Raw genomic sequence first — 16,408 nt, forward strand, 5'->3', positions numbered from 1 at the left:
AACCAGACCGGATCAGCCCGGCAGCCTGACCGGCATCAGCAAGTACGTGTACTCGGACTGCGGCGCCACGAACTTGCCTGCGTCATCGGGAACGAGTTCCTCGTCCGAGGTCGGCCGCAGCACTGCGGGCCGACTCGGCGTCGTGAATCCGAACGTGACCTTCTCGCTGTGCAGTGACGACAGGCCGTCGATGAGATAGCCGGGGTTGAAGGCGATGGTCAGGGCCTCACCCTGGAAATCGGCGGGCAGTGCCTCCTCGGCGCGACCTGCATCGTCGCCGCCTGCGGACAGCAACACGCCCTCCGCGTTGAATTCGAGGCGAACCTGGGCTCCACGCTCGGCAACGAGAGCCACACGCTTGATGGCCTCGATCAGCGACGCAATCTCGAGGGTTGCCACCGCAGTGTGTTCGGCCGGCAGCAATTGACGGAACTTCGGGAATTCGGCGTCGAGCAGTCGTGTCGTGGTGCGGCGCCCGTCGCTGACGATGCCGAGCAGGCCGTCGCTACCGATGGACGATCCGGAACCCAAAGCGAGTTCGACGGGTGAGCCGGCGTTGCCGCCGAGCGTCTTCGCAGATTCGGAGAGGGTCTTGGCCGGGATCAGCACCGCAGTGGTGGTGTCGGCACCGGCGGGAGTCCACTCCACCTCTCGAACCGCCAACCGGAAACGGTCGGTGGCAGCGAGAACGACATTGGTGCCGTCGATCTCCACGCGGATACCGGTGAGCATCGGAAGCGTGTCGTCCTTGCCCGCCGCGATGGCGACCTGGGCGATGGCCTCGGAGAAGACGTCACCGGCCAGCGAACCGGTGTTGGTGGGCAGCTCGGGGAGCTGCGGGTAGTCCTCCACCGGCATCGTGGGCAGCGAGAACTTGGCGCTGCCGCAGTTGACCAGAACGCGGGTTCCGTCCACCGTGACGTCGACCGGCTTGTTCGGCAACGACTTCGTGATGTCGGCAAGTAGCTTGCCCGACACCAGAACTCGGCCGGCAGTGGCAACTTCGGCCGACACCTTGACCTGAGCGGAGACCTCGTAGTCGAACCCGGAGACCGTCAGACCCTGCTCGTCGGCGGCAAGAAGAACTCCACCGAGCACGGGAACGGGCGGCCGGGACGGCAGGCTACGGGCCACCCACGCGACGGAATCGGAAAAATCTTCACGAGCAACGCGAAACTTCAAACTTCCAAGCTCCATCGCTCGGCATTTCCTCTCGTTCGGTGGCGTTCGGTGTCACGGCCGGAGCGATGCAACCACGATGGTTGCGGCTCGAACCGATGCAACGACGAGTGTGGCACATCCAGCGCAAGCACACCGTATGCCCTCCGAACCGAAGACGGAAGCGCGAGGGTCTCGCCGAACATGGGATTCGGGTGATCTCGGAGGGCCTGTGAACGGATCGTTCCCCAACACCTGTTTTCAAAGAAGTTCTTTCAAGGAGAAAACAGAAGTATTAATAGGTCCTGTGGAATCTGTGCACGGACCATTCGATCCGCTGGTGGCCGAGCGTGGTGTCGTGGGGATGAACTCGGGACCAATTCGTGGTTGACGAACTGCTGCCTGTGGACGAATCACATCGGTGCACAGGCGCCCACACTCCATCCCCAGAACTTCGATGTTGTCCACATGGTTATCCACAGGTGTGAATCAATGGTCGATGCCTCGAAAATTCATCGGATTCGCGTCGAGAATCGGTCCGGCGAACGACGAGATACAGCGACGGCACCGAACCCGCGATGGGATTCGGTGCCGTCTTGTGCAGTCGTTCGTGCCCGGTCGGCTACCGCTTCGAGCGCTGCTTGATCCGCGCGGTCAGCTCCTGAACCTGGTCGTACACCTTGCGACGCTCGGTCATCTCCTTGCGAATCTTCTTGTCCGCGTACATCACCGTCGTGTGGTCGCGACCGAACGTCTGGCCGATCTTGGGCAACGACAGGTCGGTGAGCTCGCGGCAGAGATACATGGCGATCTGCCTGGCCATGGCCAGGGCTCTGGCCTTGCCCGGCCCGCACAGGTCCTCGATGGAGGTGTTGAAGTACTCCGCTGTGACGGCCATGATCGTGGCCGCATTGATCTCCAGACTCGACGAATCGGGGATCAGATCGCGCAGAACCACCTCGGCCAGAGTGAGGTCGAGTGCTTGTCCGTTGAGCGATGCGAAGGCCGTCACTCGAATGAGGGCGCCTTCGAGCTCACGAATGTTGCGCTCGATACGGCTGGCGATGAGCTCGAGCACGTCGTGCGGCACATCGAGCCGGTCCATCCGAGCCTTCTTGCTCAGAATGGCGATACGCGTCTCGAGCTCGGGCGGCTGTACATCTGTGATCAGGCCCCACTCGAAGCGGGTACGAAGCCGCTCCTCGAGCGTGGCCAACTGCTTCGGTGGTCGGTCGGACGAGACGACGATCTGTTTGTTCGCGTTGTGCAAGGTGTTGAAGGTGTGGAAGAACTCCTCCTGGATGCCTTCCTTGCCCTCGATGAACTGGATGTCGTCGACGAGCAGCACGTCGGTCTCCCGGTAGCGGCGCTTGAACGCCACCTTGCGGTCGTCACGAAGACTGTTGATGAAGTCGTTGGTGAATTCCTCGGTCGAGACGTATTTCACGCGCATGCCCGGGAACAGTCGCTGCGCGTAGTGGCCGGCCGCGTGCAAGAGGTGAGTTTTGCCCAGGCCCGACGCCCCCCACACGAACAGTGGGTTGTACGCGCGAGCAGGTGCTTCGGCGATCGCCACCGCGGCTGCATGTGCGAACCGATTGGAGGCGCCGATGACGAACGTGTCGAAGGTGTACTTCGAGTTGAGGCTGTTGGCACCCGAGGACGGCGGCGTCGAATCGGGAGGCTTCGTGAAATACGTCGGCCACGAGTTCTGGACGCTGGCGAGAGCCTCGCGTTCGTCGTCGACCTCTTCGTAGTCTGCCGTCTCGGAGTCCGACGGCTCATCGTCTCTGCTGGTCAGGATGCGTCGCCGGTAGGTCGGAGAGCTTGCGGCATCGGGGTACGTCGATCGCTCGGAGTCGATCTTCTCGTCTTCGGGAGCCGAGATACGCACTCCGAGTCCCTCGACACCCTGTCCCAGATGACGCCCGAGGGCACCGAGGATCGGTTCGCGAAGATCTCGTTCGATCGCTTCCTGCGCGAAGGTCGACGGGACTGCGAGCAGCGCGAACCCCTGCGTCAAGGTCAGCGGTTTGACCAGAGCGAGCCAGGCCTTCTGGCCTTTGGTCAGCGGCGACCCACTGTGTCGGTCGGATGTGAGCTCCGCGACCACCTCGGGCCAGATGCGCGCGAGCGCATCCGGATCGTCGTTCACGTTGGGCCCTCCGTCGTCGAGCATTGGTCTCGGGCGGTGTTCGACGCATGAATCCGCGCGCCGTTTCGTACCCGCGCGGCAACGACGTCGGATAGCGTCGTCGTTCGTGCGTCGCTGCGGCCGAGACCAGGGTCCGTTGGTGGACCCCGCAAGGTACGAATATGCCACCTGAACTGTGTTTCCACACAATTATCCACAGGTGTGGATAAACGACACCGATGTGACCCCAGAGCGGGTTGCGGCTCGTGCTATGACAATTACGCCAGTCTGACCTGCACCGATGTCGACTGTCTGTAGTGCGATCGGTGGACTTGTGTCGTAGCGCGCGGTCGTTCGGTGGCGATTTCGGCGAATATCACACCGTCGGTGGCCGGAAACCGGCACTGCCTGTGTATGAACGACGGCACTGACCGCTCGAGCGCGAGTTTGACCGGCGGTGACTCGATCAGTACTCTCGAACAGTCACCCAATAGCGAGGTGGCCGATGCTTGCTGGCTGCTTACAGTCTGTCTTCACTCGGATTTCTCGCTCGGGAGGCAAGCGAGTCCATCCGGACTCGCTAGGAACCTTTCCAGCAGTCGCCGACAGATCGGCGTCTTTTCAATCTCGAGGAGTGTTGACCGTGGCCAAGGGCAAGCGGACGTTCCAGCCGAACAATCGCCGCCGCGCGCGCGTTCATGGCTTCCGTCTTCGTATGCGTACCCGTGCGGGTCGTGCAATCGTTTCCGCACGTCGCGGCAAGGGCCGTAAAGAACTCACAGCCTGATATCTGTTCGTCCGAAGCTTGGAGCTCGGGATGCTTCCTGAGCCGAATCGACTACACCGAGCACGTGATTTCTCCGTAGCGGTGCGTCGAGGACGCCGAATGGGTAGATCGGATCTTGTGGTTCACGCCGTCGTGCGTGACGAACAGGACATCGCATCGACCGTTCGCGGGCCACGTTTCGGATTGATCGTCAGCAAGGCAGTCGGGCCGGCCGTAACTCGTCATCGAGTTGCGCGCCGGCTTCGGCATATCTGTACCGACGTCATCGGTGAGCTCCCCGAGACCACCGACGTGGTGATCCGCGCACTGCCCGGAGCCGCGCGCGCGTCCTCGGCAGATCTACTGATTCAACTGCGTTCAGGATTGAAGAAGCTCGGTCTTCTCGAAGCTCCGAAGGGTCCGCCGTCATGACATTCATGGGCAACCTTCGTTCCATTCCTGCTCGAACACTCGTCTACATCATCGGGTTGTACCGGACCTACGTGTCCCCGATGAGACCTCCCACCTGTCGCTTCTCCCCCACCTGCAGTGAATACGCCATCGAGGCGCTCCAGGTCCACGGGATGACGAAGGGCTCTTTGCTGGCAGTCGTCCGCCTCCTCAAATGTGCTCCCTGGCACTCTGGAGGCTGGGACCCGGTACCCGAACCCGGTAGGTGGCGCGCGATCGTCACCGAACCGACCGAAACCGAAGAACACCACGATCTCGCGCGAGTGGAAGAACAGAGGAGTACATAGAGCCGTGCTCGACTTCATTTACTACCCGGTTGCCTGGATTCTCTGGGTGTGGCACAAGGTCTTCGGCTTTGTGTTCCAGGATCCCAGCAATGGGTTCGCCTGGGCACTGTCCGTCGTCTTCCTGGTCTTCACCCTCCGCCTGATTCTGTACAAGCCCTTCGTCAAGCAGGTCCGCACCACGCGGCAGATGCAGGAGCTACAGCCGCAGATCAAGGCTCTGCAGAAGAAGTACGGCAAAGACAAGCAGAAGATGGCCGTCGAGATGCAGAAGCTCCAGAAGGAGCACGGCTTCAATCCGCTGATGGGCTGCCTTCCGGTGCTGGCCCAGGCACCGGTGTTCATCGGCCTGTTCCATGTGCTGCGCTCGTTCAACCGCACCGGTACCGGCTTCGGTCAGCTCGGGTTGACTCCCGAGGAGAACCGCGAGCTGTCGAACTACGCGTTCAACGTGGCCGATGTGCAGTCCTTCCTGGACGCTCGACTGTTCGGTGCCCCGATCTCGGCGTGGATCACGATGCCGCAGGATCAGCTCAACGCATTCGCAGTGGGCCCCGACGCGACCATCCCGTCGACGTGGGTCATCGTGGCCGTCTCGGTCCCGTTGATGATCATCGCGGCGATCATGACGCACATGAACTCGCGTGCATCGGTCGCACGTCAGAGTGAGGCGGCAGCGGCGAACCCGCAGTCCGCGATCATGAACAAGCTCGCCCTCTATGTCTTCCCGCTCGGCGTTCTGGTGTTCGGTGCGCTGCTGCCCGTCGCGATCCTGCTGTACTGGGTCAGCAACAACACCTGGACCTACGCGCAGCAGCACCTCGTGTTCGGAAAGATCGACAAGGAAGAAGCCGCGAAGGCCGCAGCTGCGGTGGAGAAGCGTTCCGAGAATGCGCCCAAGCCCGGTGTGAAGCCCGTGTCGACCACCAAGCCGAAGCCCGGTGCACGCCCCAAGCTCTCGAAGATGACGCCGACGAGCGATACGTCCACGGCGGAGACCGGCGAGGGTATTTCCGGTTCGACGACCGGTGCCGCGACGCCGGCCAAGCCGAGACCGCAGGCGAACCGGAACAAGTCGACCAAGCGCAAGCGGCGCTGACCGAGACGTCGAGAGAAGGACGAACATGGCAGCCGACGTAGAAGAAGCTCAGAACGACGAAGTACAGACAGCCGGTGCGGTATCCGGAGATGGAGCAAGTGACGTGGTGGTCGAGGCCGATCAGGTGAGTGCAGTCGACGTGGAGGCAGACGAGACTCCCGTGGTCGAGGGATCAGAGGACTCGGGCGTCGTGGAGGACAAGACCGACGACGTGTCCGACGATGAGGACGAGGACGACGAGGATTATCTGGTCGAGGAAGGCGAGATCGCGGGCGACTACCTCGAACAACTGCTCGACGTCTTGGACTTCGACGGGGACATCGATCTCGACGTGGAGGGTGACCGCGCCATCGTCAGCATCGACGGTGGCGACGATCTCGCCAAGCTCGTGGGCCGCAAGGGTGAAGTTCTCGACGCGCTGCAGGAGCTGACTCGGCTGGCCGTTCAGCAGTCGACGGGTGAGCGCAGCAAGCTGATGCTCGATGTCGCCGGCTGGCGTGCGAATCGGCGTACCGAACTCGGCAACCTCGGTGCCGAAGCAGCGCGCCGGGTACTCGAATCCGGTGAGCGCGAAGAGCTGACCCCGATGACTCCGTTCGAGCGAAAGATCGTGCACGACGCGGTCGCCAAGATCGACGGCGTCGCGAGCGAAAGCACCGGCGTCGAGCCGGCTCGGCGAGTAGTCGTCGTCAAGGCGTAAACAGAGCTTCGCAGTCGATGGCCCCCACTTCGGTGGGGGCCATCGTCGTATCCGGATGTAATGGAACTCTGCCGTGAATGTCATCGATGTAATTTGCAGGCCGGGTAGACGACGATGTTGCCGGTTCGATCGATTTTCCCGCCGGATTCTCGAGATCCAGCCATCCACTGCGCTTTCGTCACTGTGACGGCAAAGATTGCGGTGACGCGGCGATGTAAGGCACGTGATACTCGACTTTGTTTCACGTGAAACGAGCGTGTTCGTTCCACCCGGGGGACGTTCGATTGATGCGAGGTTCGGTGCCCCGGGTGGAGGAACCGAGTTTTGGTAGCCGTTCGAGACGGACCGCAGTACCACCGGTTTCACGTGAAACATTGCGATGCTGATTGGCTGCGGATCGCATTGGGCCCATCACGTGAAAACGAATCGAAATGATCCTGCGAAAGATCGGTGAACGCAGCGATCGCGAAGACGGTCCCGTCGACTCGAGGGGGCAACGCGAGTCGGACCCTCTCCGGGGTTCACTGCCGAGTCGGATACTGGTCCAGATCAGCTTTATCGGATCCCGCGATCAGCACGATATAGCCGGTCCACGACGCCAGGCTCGATCACTGACACAGCCACCGTCGATAGGTCTCGACGGTTGCGAAGTTCGGGGCTACCGGTCGAAGAGACATAGTCGTCGACTGGAGACACAGGAACGATCCGAATGCGGGGATGACGCCACTCGCCAATCTCTCGAGACGTGTACCTGTCGGCGAGGCAACCACGTGTGCGAAGCGAATTGGTCGCGCTGCTTGCCGGTCGGAATTCTGGCTGTCTCTGTGCAGGGAGACGAGTCGGCCTGATGTTGTGTGGGCGGGACAGTTGCACTCGTGCGATCCGCTTGTCGGTCGACGGTGTACGACCGTCGAGCCAGTGGGCCGAGCCAGACGAGATCGTAGATGCGTATGGAGTTCGGATCCACGGTCTGAGTACTCGAGTCGATCATGATGCGATCGAGAACGGACTTGTACTGGTCCTCTCCCCCGACCGTGTTCGCGGTCGATCATGACCGACCGTTCATCGAGGCGACTGTGTGTCCAACCGTGAGCCCGGAGCTGTCATGTAGGCCGAGAGCAACTTCTTCGGGTGTCCATCGCTTGACCGTTGGCGATCGACGGCGACGCCGCCCGAACAAACGCTGGGGGCTGATCCGACGGTCAGTGAGTTTCACGTGAAACATTGTCGTCGACGGCCAGTCGTGTCGAGGTAGCCATCCATCGACATGGATGCGTTCGGCGGCGGGGTGAACCTCCACGAGTGATCGGCACCGAGGTGATGGTGAAGAAAGCGCCGATTGCTGCTCATCGACTTCCACCGTCTGGCGCCGAGGGCTGTTCAATCGATCGACTACGTCTGCTCGTCTTCTATCGACTTGTCGGGCAGTCGGCTGCCGAGTAACCCATCGAGTCGTTGGGTGATAGCCGGATGGCAGCGAGCCGTCGGACGAGAGGTTTCACGTGAAACATGACGTGGGTGCGGGAGATCTCGAGTCGCCGACGGGACCGGCAGCTCGATCCGCTTGGACCGATGTGCCGAACCTCGGGATGGCTCCCGAATCGTGCATCGTCACGCCTCGGTCCGAAAGTCGCTCGCATGGTGCCCTCCCTGTCGCTGATCGAGGTGTGAATGTCGCAAACCGCCGAGTTACAGCGATGTCGTTTGGCGTTCCGCGCCCGGGCACGGGAAGATGTTTCACGTGGAACAAGAAGGCTCGGATAGCAACCAGTTGATGGCCGTGGCAGAGCAGATCTTCGGTGATCGGCTGGAGTTGGCGCGGAGGTATCACGACTCGTTGGCAACGGCGGGAGTCGAGCGAGGCCTCATCGGACCGCGTGAAGTTCCACGGCTCTGGGAGCGGCATATCCTCAACTGTGCGGCGATTGGTGAGCTCATCGATGAGGGAGAGACCGTCGTGGATATCGGTAGTGGCGCCGGCTTGCCCGGGATACCGCTGGCAATCGCGAGACCAGATCTGCGTGTGACTCTCGTCGAGCCCCTCCTCCGCAGAACCGTCTATCTCGCCGAGTTCATCGAGGAACACGATCTGAACATCTTGGTCGTGCGTGGCCGCGCGGAGCAGCCCGGCGTCAAGAAGGAAGCCGGCGGTGCCGATGTGGTCACGTCGAGGGCGGTGGCGCCATTGGAGAAGCTCGCCAAGTGGTCGCTTCCTCTGGTCCACGAGCACGGTCGGATGTTGGCTCTGAAGGGTTCGAGCGCCGGAGAAGAGATCGAACGAGACCGGACTTCCCTCACTCGGATGGGTGCTGGCAAGCTGGAGGTAGTGGAGTGTGGAGTGGGACTGTTGCCCACGCCCACCATCGTCGTCAGAGCGGTGCGTGAGCCGCGGAGACTGAGTCGTCACTGATTTCGATCGTGGGCTCATACGTCCCGCGCTCGATCCGATCGATCGTATTGAACACAGTCAGTTCCGCACTAAGGAGCACATATGTCGGGTGGGTCCGATCCCGCTGTTTCACGTGAAACAGCGTCCAAGAAGAACTCGTCGAACAACTCGGAGAACAAGTCGGGGGTGACGGCCAACTCCGGGTTCGAGTACACCAATGCGATCTCACCGAACGACACCCCCATCGGCGCTGCGGCACATCGAGCCAGCCAGGTTCTGCATCCCGGATCCGTATCGCTGCCGAAGCCGGCGAAGCGCCGCATGCTGACGATTGCCAATCAGAAGGGTGGCGTCGGGAAGACGACGACCGCCGTGAACCTGGCTGCCGCGCTTGCGCTCCAAGGCCTGACGGTTCTGGTGGTCGATCTCGACCCCCAGGGCAACGCCAGCACCGCATTGGGCGTCGAGCATCACTCGGGTGTGCCGTCGAGCTACGAGGTCCTCATCGGTGAGGTGAGCGCCAAGGACGCAGTGCAGAAGAGTCCGCACAGCGACAGGTTGTTCTGCATCCCGGCAACCATCGACCTCGCCGGAGCCGAGATCGAGTTGGTGTCGATGGTCGCCCGCGAAGGGCGCCTCAAGACGGCGCTGTCCGTGGAGGAGCTCGCCGGCATCGACGCGGACTTCATCCTGATCGACTGCCCTCCGTCACTCGGTCTGCTGACGGTCAACGCGCTCGTCGCTGCGACCGAGGTACTGATCCCCATTCAGTGCGAGTACTACGCGCTCGAAGGTGTGGGTCAGTTGCTCCGCAATATCGAGCTGGTGCAGTCGCATCTGAATCCTGAACTCCACGTCTCCACCGTGATCCTGACGATGTACGACGGGCGTACCAAGTTGGCAGACCAGGTCGCGGAAGAGGTACGCAAGCACTTCGGGGACGCCGTCCTGCGCGCCGTCATCCCTCGCAGTGTGAAGGTATCCGAGGCTCCCGGGTACGGCATGACGGTGCTGGATTACGACCCCGGTTCACGTGGTGCGATGAGCTACCTGGACGCCGGACGAGAGCTCGCTGCCCGATCGGCCGGCATCGACGAAGCACGGAAGAAGTGAGCAGATGAGTTCGACACGTAAGGGTGGTCTGGGTCGCGGCCTGGCCTCACTCATCCCCACCGGACCGGATGCCGGACCACGCCTGGGCAACGCTGCGGCAGATGTGATCATCGGCGCGGATCGCAACGCCAAGGACCGTCCGGACACGTCCACCAAGCCGAAACGAACCGCACCGGCAGACGATCTCACCGAGACTGCAACGGCACCCACTCCGACACCTCCGGTACTGAGTGGGGACGACCTCTCCCCCGTCGGTGCCGTCTATCGCGAGATCGCACCGGATCGAATCGAAGCCAATCCGAAGCAGCCGAGGCACGTCTTCGATGACGAGTCGTTGGCCGAACTGGTTCACTCGATCCGTGAATTCGGGCTCATGCAGCCCATCGTGGTTCGTCTCGTATCCGGTTCGGCTGCCGCCGGTGACGCAAAATATCAGCTCGTCATGGGCGAGCGTCGGTGGCGCGCGAGCCAGGAAGCCGGCCTCGAGTCGATCCCCGCGATCGTTCGGGAGACCGCGGACGACGCGATGTTGCGCGATGCCTTGCTCGAGAACATCCATCGAGTGCAGCTCAATCCGCTCGAAGAAGCAGCCGCGTACCAACAGCTCCTCGAGGAATTCGACGTCACGCACGAGGAGTTGGCCGCGAAAATCGGTCGATCACGTCCGGTCGTCACCAACATGATTCGTCTGTTGAAGCTGCCGATTCCCGTGCAGCGACGAGTGGCGGCCGGAGTTCTGTCGGCCGGCCATGCCCGCGCGTTGCTGTCGTTGGACGCTGGATCGGATGCGCAGGAGTCGTTGGCGGCGCGAATCGTCGCCGAAGGTCTTTCTGTTCGCGCGACCGAAGAGGCTGTCACCCTCGCCAATCGGGAGGACGGAAAGAGCCCGGAACCGGCGCCCCGGCGCAAGCCGATTCAGATGCCGGGACTTCAGGACGTCGCCGATCGCCTCTCGGATTCGTTCGATACGCGAGTGACGGTCAGTCTCGGCAAGCGAAAAGGCAAGATCGTGGTCGAATTCGGTTCGGTCGACGACCTACAGAGGATCGTCGAGATGATGGAAGCGCAGAAGAAAAAGTAGCGGCGATTTTTCAGGACCAGTCATACGCGGTCGAAACGTCACTGTGACGTAGCTCGGTCGAAGACGGTCTCGAAAGTTCGCAACTTGCTCGAAAAATATTGTGATACAACACATTTGAATGATGTGCTCCACCCGACGGGTCCGGTGATCGAATCGCCTATTCTGGTCGAGGAGCGGGTCGGGTTCGTTGAAAAGTTTCTCGCGTAAAACGAGTGCACGAAGGCTGAGGTAAGCGGTGTCGGCGATGGTGACCGGAGTGACGCTCGGTTCGTTCGAGCATTTGCCGACGCATTCGCGGCGGTGCAGCTTCTGGGTACTCGATCCCGCGTCGGAGAGTTCGTCGGTCGATCTCGAGTTCGAGAACGAAGTGTGGCTGTCGACGATCATGCTCGAGTGGGGATCGTGTGGGCAGTTGTTGTCCGTGGACGGTAGGACGATCGGCTGCGCGCTCTACTGCCCACCCCGAGCAGTTCCTCGCGCGGGTACGTTCCCGACTTCGCCTGTGAGTCACGATGCAGTTCTGCTGACCCAACTCCGGATCGACTCCCCGGACGACGCCGACATGCATTCGGCCACGTTGATCCAGGCGGTCGTGGGCGATCTCGTCAATCGTGGAGTTCGCGCTCTGGAGGCGTTCGGCATTCGGCGCAACGCCGACGATGCTGCGGCGGTGGTTCCCAACGCCACGGCCCAACTGACGTGTTCGGCGTCGACGTGCATGATCGAAGCGGATTTTCTCGAGAAGGTGGGGTTCGAGGTGATTGCTCCCCACCACAGATTCCCGAGACTCCGGCTCGAGCTCGATCGCGATCACGGGTGGAAGCAGGACGTCGAATCTGCACTCGAGCAGTTGCTGATCGCGGCCAGCATCTCCGTCGTCGACATCGAGCAGAAGTCGACGGTCGGGGCGCGCTGACCACTCACCGCGACGCGTTCGTTTGCGGTAGCTCAGGGACGATCGGAGGCAGCGAGTTCTTCGGCGAGCAACTCGGCGAAGGTGAACGTTCCGGTCGGCTGATCGTCCTGACCGAGTAGGTACAGACGCTTGACGGCGATCAGAATCGCTTCGGCGATGATGTCGCGGAACCGCGGGTCGCTGAGCACCTCGACGTCGGATTCGTTGGTGAGGTAGCCGAGGTCGATCTGAATGGTCGGCATGTTGGTCAGGCGCAACAGATCCCACGTGCGGCCATGGCTGCGGCAGTCCAGAAGCGGTGTGCGGGCGACGATTTCACGTTGCACGTAGCTGGTCAGTACCTGACCGATCATCGAGGTGGATCCGTGCGAGTTACCGAAGTGGAAACTTGCGACGCCGTTGGCCACGGGGCTGGTGCTCGATGCGCAGCGCAACGAGATCATCAGATCGGCGCCCCAGGCATTGGCAGTCTCGGCTCGGTCCGCGACCGAGGGATTGGTTCCGCGCGCACGGGAAAGGAAGGTCTCCATTCCGGTCGCGGCCATCCGGCCCTCGAGTCGACTGGCCAGATCCCACAGAATCTCGGATTCGGAGACGCGGCCGAAAGCTCCGTCGACGATGCGTCCGGTGTCTGCTCCGCCGAGATCGGGGTCGATGACGATGCGCTTGCCGGTCAACTGTGGTCCGGACTTACGAACGAGTTCTTCCTCGCTCATGGCGTGCGGCGATCCACCGGTGACGCGTGTTCCGAGAAGATCGAGAGAACGCAGAGTCGCCGGCCCACAGATGCCGTCCGGCGAGAGTCCGATCTCGCGCTGGAACGAGGACAGACCCTCGTGTGTGCGGGGACCGAAGAAGCCGTCGACGCGTTCGCTGTAGAAGCCGAGATCTTGAAGTCTCGTTTGCAACGTGGCGACGTCGTCGCCGTACAGCGGAGCGGACAGCTGGTAGATGAGGGTTCGAGCGCCGAGGCGGTACGACGCTTCTTTCAACGCGCGATACGTGGCGGGGCCGACCACACCGTCGACCAACAGGCCGCGGTGTTGCTGAAAGGCCCGCACGGCACCTCCGAGGGCACCGTCGAACACCGAACCGGGAGCCGTCCAGTGGCCGTCGGCCATCGGACCTGGGGGAACGACTGCTTCGTGAAGAAAGCCGAGTGCCGACAGAGTGCCGCGGACCTCGGCGACGGCGGGTCCGGAATCGCCGTGACTGAGTTCCTGCATCCTCGACAAAGCCTCTCGATCGTTCCGACGGCACTCACACCTTGCGGCTGATGTGCCGATGCCGAAGCATCGGCACATCAGATGATTGTCGCAGAAAGACTGGCTTCCGCTGCAATCCACACTGTGTGCAGGTGAGTCAGATAACGCCTTCGAGGTCCTTGAGCAGCGCGGCCTTGCCCTTTGCGCCGACAATTTGCTTGACCGGCTTGCCGCCCTGGAAGAGGATCATCGTCGGAATCGACATGACCTTGAAGTCGCGAGCCGCCTGCGGGTTGGCGTCGATGTCGAGCTTGGCGATGGTGAGCTTGTCCTTGTGCTCGGCCGCGATCTCCTCGAGAACCGGGGCGACCATCTTGCACGGGCCGCACCAGGTGGCCCAGAAGTCGACCAGGACGGGCTTCTCACTGGTCAGAACATCGTCGACGAACGACGCGTCGGTGATGGTGACAGTGCTCTTGTCGTCGGACATTTTCTATCTCCTCGATGTTGGAAGCTCGGTGCCTGTCAGGCGTTGACGGCGTCGACCGGTTGGTCGGCGTGTTCGAGCGTGTTGGTGGTGATATCGCCCTGCTCGGCCAACCAACGCTCGGCGTCGATCGACGCGGTGCAGCCCGTACCCGCAGCGGTGATGGCCTGCTGGTACACGTGGTCGACGAGGTCTCCGGCAGCGAACACGCCCTCGACGGAGGTGGCCGAAGAGGGCGACGCGACCTTGACGTAGCCGGCGTCGTCGAGCTCGACCTGTCCCTTGACCAGCTCGTTGCGGGGATCGTGGCCGATCGCCACGAACATTCCGGTCACGTCCAGGGTGGTCTTCTCGCCGGTGTCGGCGTGCTCTAGCGACAGTCCGGTGACGCTGGTGTCGCCGAGGACCTCGAGCACCTTGGTATCGGTGAGGAAGCGGATCTTGTCGTTGTTCTTGGCGCGCTCGAGCATGATGCGCGACGCGCGGAACTCGCTGCGGCGGTGGACGATCGTGACGCTGCGTGCGAATCGAGTGAGGAAGGTCGCTTCCTCCATGGCCGAGTCGCCACCACCGATGACGGCGATGTCCTGATCGCGGAAGAAGAAGCCGTCACAGGTGGCACATGCGCTGACGCCGCGTCCGAGCAACTTCTCCTCACCCGGGATGGACAGGTAGCGAGCTGCTGCGCCCATGGCGAGGATGATCGCACGAGCCCGGTAGGTCTCGCCGCCGGCAGAGACCGTCTTGATCGGGCCGGTCAGGTCGAGCTCCTCGACGTCCTCGGTTCGGATGTCGGCACCGAATCGCTTCGCTTGCTCGCGCATCTGTTCCATCAGATCGGGGCCCATGATGCCCTCGCGGAACCCGGGGAAATTCTCGACCTCGGTTGTGGTCATCAGCGCACCGCCGAACTGGGTTCCCTCGAACAGGATCGGTTCCAGTTCCGCCCGTGCGGCATAGACGCCGGCGGTGTAACCGGCCGGTCCCGAGCCGACGATGATGAGATCGTGAACCTTGGGGGTACTCAATGCAGACCTTCCGATCATGTGCGGCGTGTACGTGCCGTCGACAACCGAGTGCTCAGCGCACACGCCGGTCGACGTACATCTGGTCAACACCACCCTAGAGGCAGTTGTTCCCCGGTGAGAGATCTGTCAGCCGATATCACGACGCGTCAGCACGTCCGGGTTGGCGGTGCCGCAGTCGTTGCCCACAGCGAGGGCGATGAACTGTGCCGGCTGTGCTCCGGCGAGGACGAGCAGGGTTCCGTCTCGGCCGTCGACGCGCACTCGGCTGGATCCGAGAACGGTGGTGGCCGGATCCACATCGTTGGACTGCAGACAGGCAGCGAGGTCGGCCGGATCGGCCAACGCTCCGGGATCGCGCTTGCCGATGATGCTGAACGCGAAACCGGAATCGAGGTCGGCGGAATCGAGCACCAGAGACGAATCCGGAACCTGGGACGGGTCGGCAGCGACCGATTCCGGTTCGGTCGGGGTGTACAGGACTGCCACGACGGAAACCGAGCCGGCCGCCAGAAGTGCTGCGGCAGCTGCGGTTCCGAGAACGATACGGCGTCTTCGCGGACGGAGCGGAACGACGACGCCTGCCGCGGGGGCCGATTGCTCGACCGTGTGGAGCGTGCGATCGATCTGCTGGGCGACCTCGGGCGGAATCGGCAACGTCCCGGTGGGATCCTCACCCACCTCGTGCAGTCGAGCCGAGACGGCGTCGAGACCGGCGAGTATCCGCATCGAATCCTCGTCGAGACGAACCAGTGGCCACAGTCGTCTGCTGACGTCCTCGGGAAGTGCATCCGCATGCAGATCGGCGAGCAGTTCCGGCGAGAACGGGGCTTGTGGAGCGTCGGTGCTCGACGGCACGTTCCTGCCTCCCTTCGCCGAATCTGCTTTCTCTCTCACACGGTATAGACGCGAGAGGGTCAGATTCGGTTCCCTGCATCTTTCAGGTACGCGAGCTGCGTCGAGAGCTTGAGCCGGCCGCGGGCGCATCGACTCTTGACGGTACCGGTGGGAACGCCGAGCAATGCGGCAGCGTCGGCCACCGAGAAACCCTCCATGTCCACGATTACCACGGCTGCGCGTTGATCGGGTGGCAACGTCATCAGAGCTTGCCTGACGAGAATGCTCGTCTCCGTCTCGGAGATCCGATCCCTCGGTGAAACCGGCTCGTGACTCTCGTTCTCGCTCAACGGAACCGACGGCCGTGCCTTGTTTCTGCGGATGCGGTCGAGGCAGGCATTGACGACGATCTTGTGCAACCAGCTTCGGACTGCGGCGTCGGCGCGGAACGACCCGGCCGTGCGATGGGCGGAGAGCAGGGCCTCCTGCAGAGCATCGGAGGCGTCCTCGGGCGTGTAGCTGGTGCGCCGAGCCGTCAGCCACAGATGTTCGTGATGTCGGTAGATCAGCGTGGCGAAGGCGTTCGGCTCCCCGGCCGCATGGGCAGCCAGAAGCTCCGCATCCGTGCGCTCCCCTGGCGCCGAATCGAAACGTTCGGTCATACGAAAACGGCTCCCCCCGTGTTAACGCATTGGGGGGAGCCTAGGCCATCGAGACCGCGAAGTACGAAACGAGCCCGAATC

The 16,408-nt window shown here is 62.4% G+C and carries 16 protein-coding genes; 9 read left to right on the forward strand and 7 right to left on the reverse strand.

Annotation, left to right across the window (positions count from 1 at the left end):
- Positions 1-12 precede the first annotated feature (12 nt).
- Together dnaN and dnaA are read right to left on the reverse strand one after the other, a co-directional pair.
- The gene (gene dnaN / locus AB0366_RS14200) at positions 13-1,197 is read right to left on the reverse strand and encodes a DNA polymerase III subunit beta (protein ID WP_366244492.1); all 1,185 of its coding nucleotides are present in this window, start codon (positions 1,195-1,197) and stop codon (positions 13-15) included.
- A gap of 583 nt (positions 1,198-1,780) precedes the next feature.
- Entirely contained in the window at positions 1,781-3,313 is a 1,533-nt protein-coding gene (dnaA, locus tag AB0366_RS14205) for a chromosomal replication initiator protein DnaA (RefSeq protein WP_121872823.1), read from the reverse strand.
- Positions 3,314-3,935: 622 nt separating this feature from the next.
- Between dnaA and rpmH the strand changes: the two genes are divergently transcribed.
- The 9 genes from rpmH (at position 3,936) to AB0366_RS14250 (ending at position 12,111) form a co-directional block, all read left to right on the forward strand.
- A complete protein-coding gene (gene rpmH / locus AB0366_RS14210) occupies positions 3,936-4,079 on the forward strand; it encodes a 50S ribosomal protein L34 (protein ID WP_026347786.1) in 144 nt (47 codons plus the stop codon).
- A gap of 30 nt (positions 4,080-4,109) precedes the next feature.
- Positions 4,110-4,490, forward strand: a complete 381-nt coding sequence (rnpA, locus tag AB0366_RS14215; protein WP_121871632.1) for a ribonuclease P protein component — start codon at positions 4,110-4,112, stop codon at positions 4,488-4,490.
- Positions 4,487-4,816, forward strand: a complete 330-nt coding sequence (yidD, locus tag AB0366_RS14220; RefSeq protein WP_121871631.1) for a membrane protein insertion efficiency factor YidD — start codon at positions 4,487-4,489, stop codon at positions 4,814-4,816. The genes rnpA and yidD overlap by 4 nt, the downstream gene beginning before the upstream one ends.
- Before the next feature lie 4 nt (positions 4,817-4,820).
- Complete coding sequence (gene yidC, locus AB0366_RS14225) at positions 4,821-5,912, forward strand: membrane protein insertase YidC (protein ID WP_366244493.1); 1,092 nt, start codon at positions 4,821-4,823, stop codon at positions 5,910-5,912.
- 25 nt (positions 5,913-5,937) lie between these two features.
- Positions 5,938-6,612 carry a R3H domain-containing nucleic acid-binding protein gene (locus AB0366_RS14230; RefSeq protein WP_366244494.1) on the forward strand — a complete coding sequence of 225 codons (675 nt, stop codon included), beginning with the start codon at positions 5,938-5,940 and terminating at the stop codon, positions 6,610-6,612.
- A gap of 1,732 nt (positions 6,613-8,344) precedes the next feature.
- Complete coding sequence (rsmG, locus tag AB0366_RS14235; protein ID WP_121871627.1) at positions 8,345-9,022, forward strand: 16S rRNA (guanine(527)-N(7))-methyltransferase RsmG; 678 nt, start codon at positions 8,345-8,347, stop codon at positions 9,020-9,022.
- An 81-nt stretch (positions 9,023-9,103) separates the two neighbouring features.
- Positions 9,104-10,114 carry a ParA family protein gene (locus tag AB0366_RS14240; RefSeq protein WP_366244495.1) on the forward strand — a complete coding sequence of 337 codons (1,011 nt, stop codon included), beginning with the start codon at positions 9,104-9,106 and terminating at the stop codon, positions 10,112-10,114.
- 4 nt (positions 10,115-10,118) lie between these two features.
- Positions 10,119-11,195 (forward strand): ParB/RepB/Spo0J family partition protein, encoded by a 1,077-nt coding sequence (locus tag AB0366_RS14245; protein WP_094611397.1) that lies wholly within the window; start codon positions 10,119-10,121, stop codon positions 11,193-11,195.
- Between the two features lie 235 nt (positions 11,196-11,430).
- Entirely contained in the window at positions 11,431-12,111 is a 681-nt protein-coding gene (locus tag AB0366_RS14250) for a GNAT family N-acetyltransferase (protein WP_366244496.1), read from the forward strand.
- A 32-nt stretch (positions 12,112-12,143) separates the two neighbouring features.
- Here AB0366_RS14250 and AB0366_RS14255 read toward each other — a convergent pair whose 3' ends face one another.
- From AB0366_RS14255 to sigM, 5 genes are all read right to left on the reverse strand, one after another.
- Positions 12,144-13,337 (reverse strand): N-acetylmuramoyl-L-alanine amidase, encoded by a 1,194-nt coding sequence (locus AB0366_RS14255; RefSeq protein ID WP_366244497.1) that lies wholly within the window; start codon positions 13,335-13,337, stop codon positions 12,144-12,146.
- A 136-nt stretch (positions 13,338-13,473) separates the two neighbouring features.
- On the reverse strand, positions 13,474-13,806 hold the full coding sequence (gene trxA / locus AB0366_RS14260) for a thioredoxin (protein WP_121871624.1): 333 nt from the start codon (positions 13,804-13,806) through the stop codon (positions 13,474-13,476).
- A gap of 35 nt (positions 13,807-13,841) precedes the next feature.
- The gene (gene trxB, locus AB0366_RS14265; protein WP_366244935.1) at positions 13,842-14,831 is read right to left on the reverse strand and encodes a thioredoxin-disulfide reductase; all 990 of its coding nucleotides are present in this window, start codon (positions 14,829-14,831) and stop codon (positions 13,842-13,844) included.
- Between the two features lie 126 nt (positions 14,832-14,957).
- Complete coding sequence (locus AB0366_RS14270; protein ID WP_366244498.1) at positions 14,958-15,686, reverse strand: hypothetical protein; 729 nt, start codon at positions 15,684-15,686, stop codon at positions 14,958-14,960.
- Positions 15,687-15,745: 59 nt separating this feature from the next.
- A complete protein-coding gene (sigM, locus tag AB0366_RS14275; protein ID WP_121871622.1) occupies positions 15,746-16,327 on the reverse strand; it encodes an RNA polymerase sigma factor SigM in 582 nt (193 codons plus the stop codon).
- Positions 16,328-16,408 lie beyond the last annotated feature (81 nt).

This window comes from Rhodococcus sp. NPDC076796, from assembly GCF_040702765.1.
Lineage (GTDB): Bacteria > Actinomycetota > Actinomycetes > Mycobacteriales > Mycobacteriaceae > Rhodococcoides.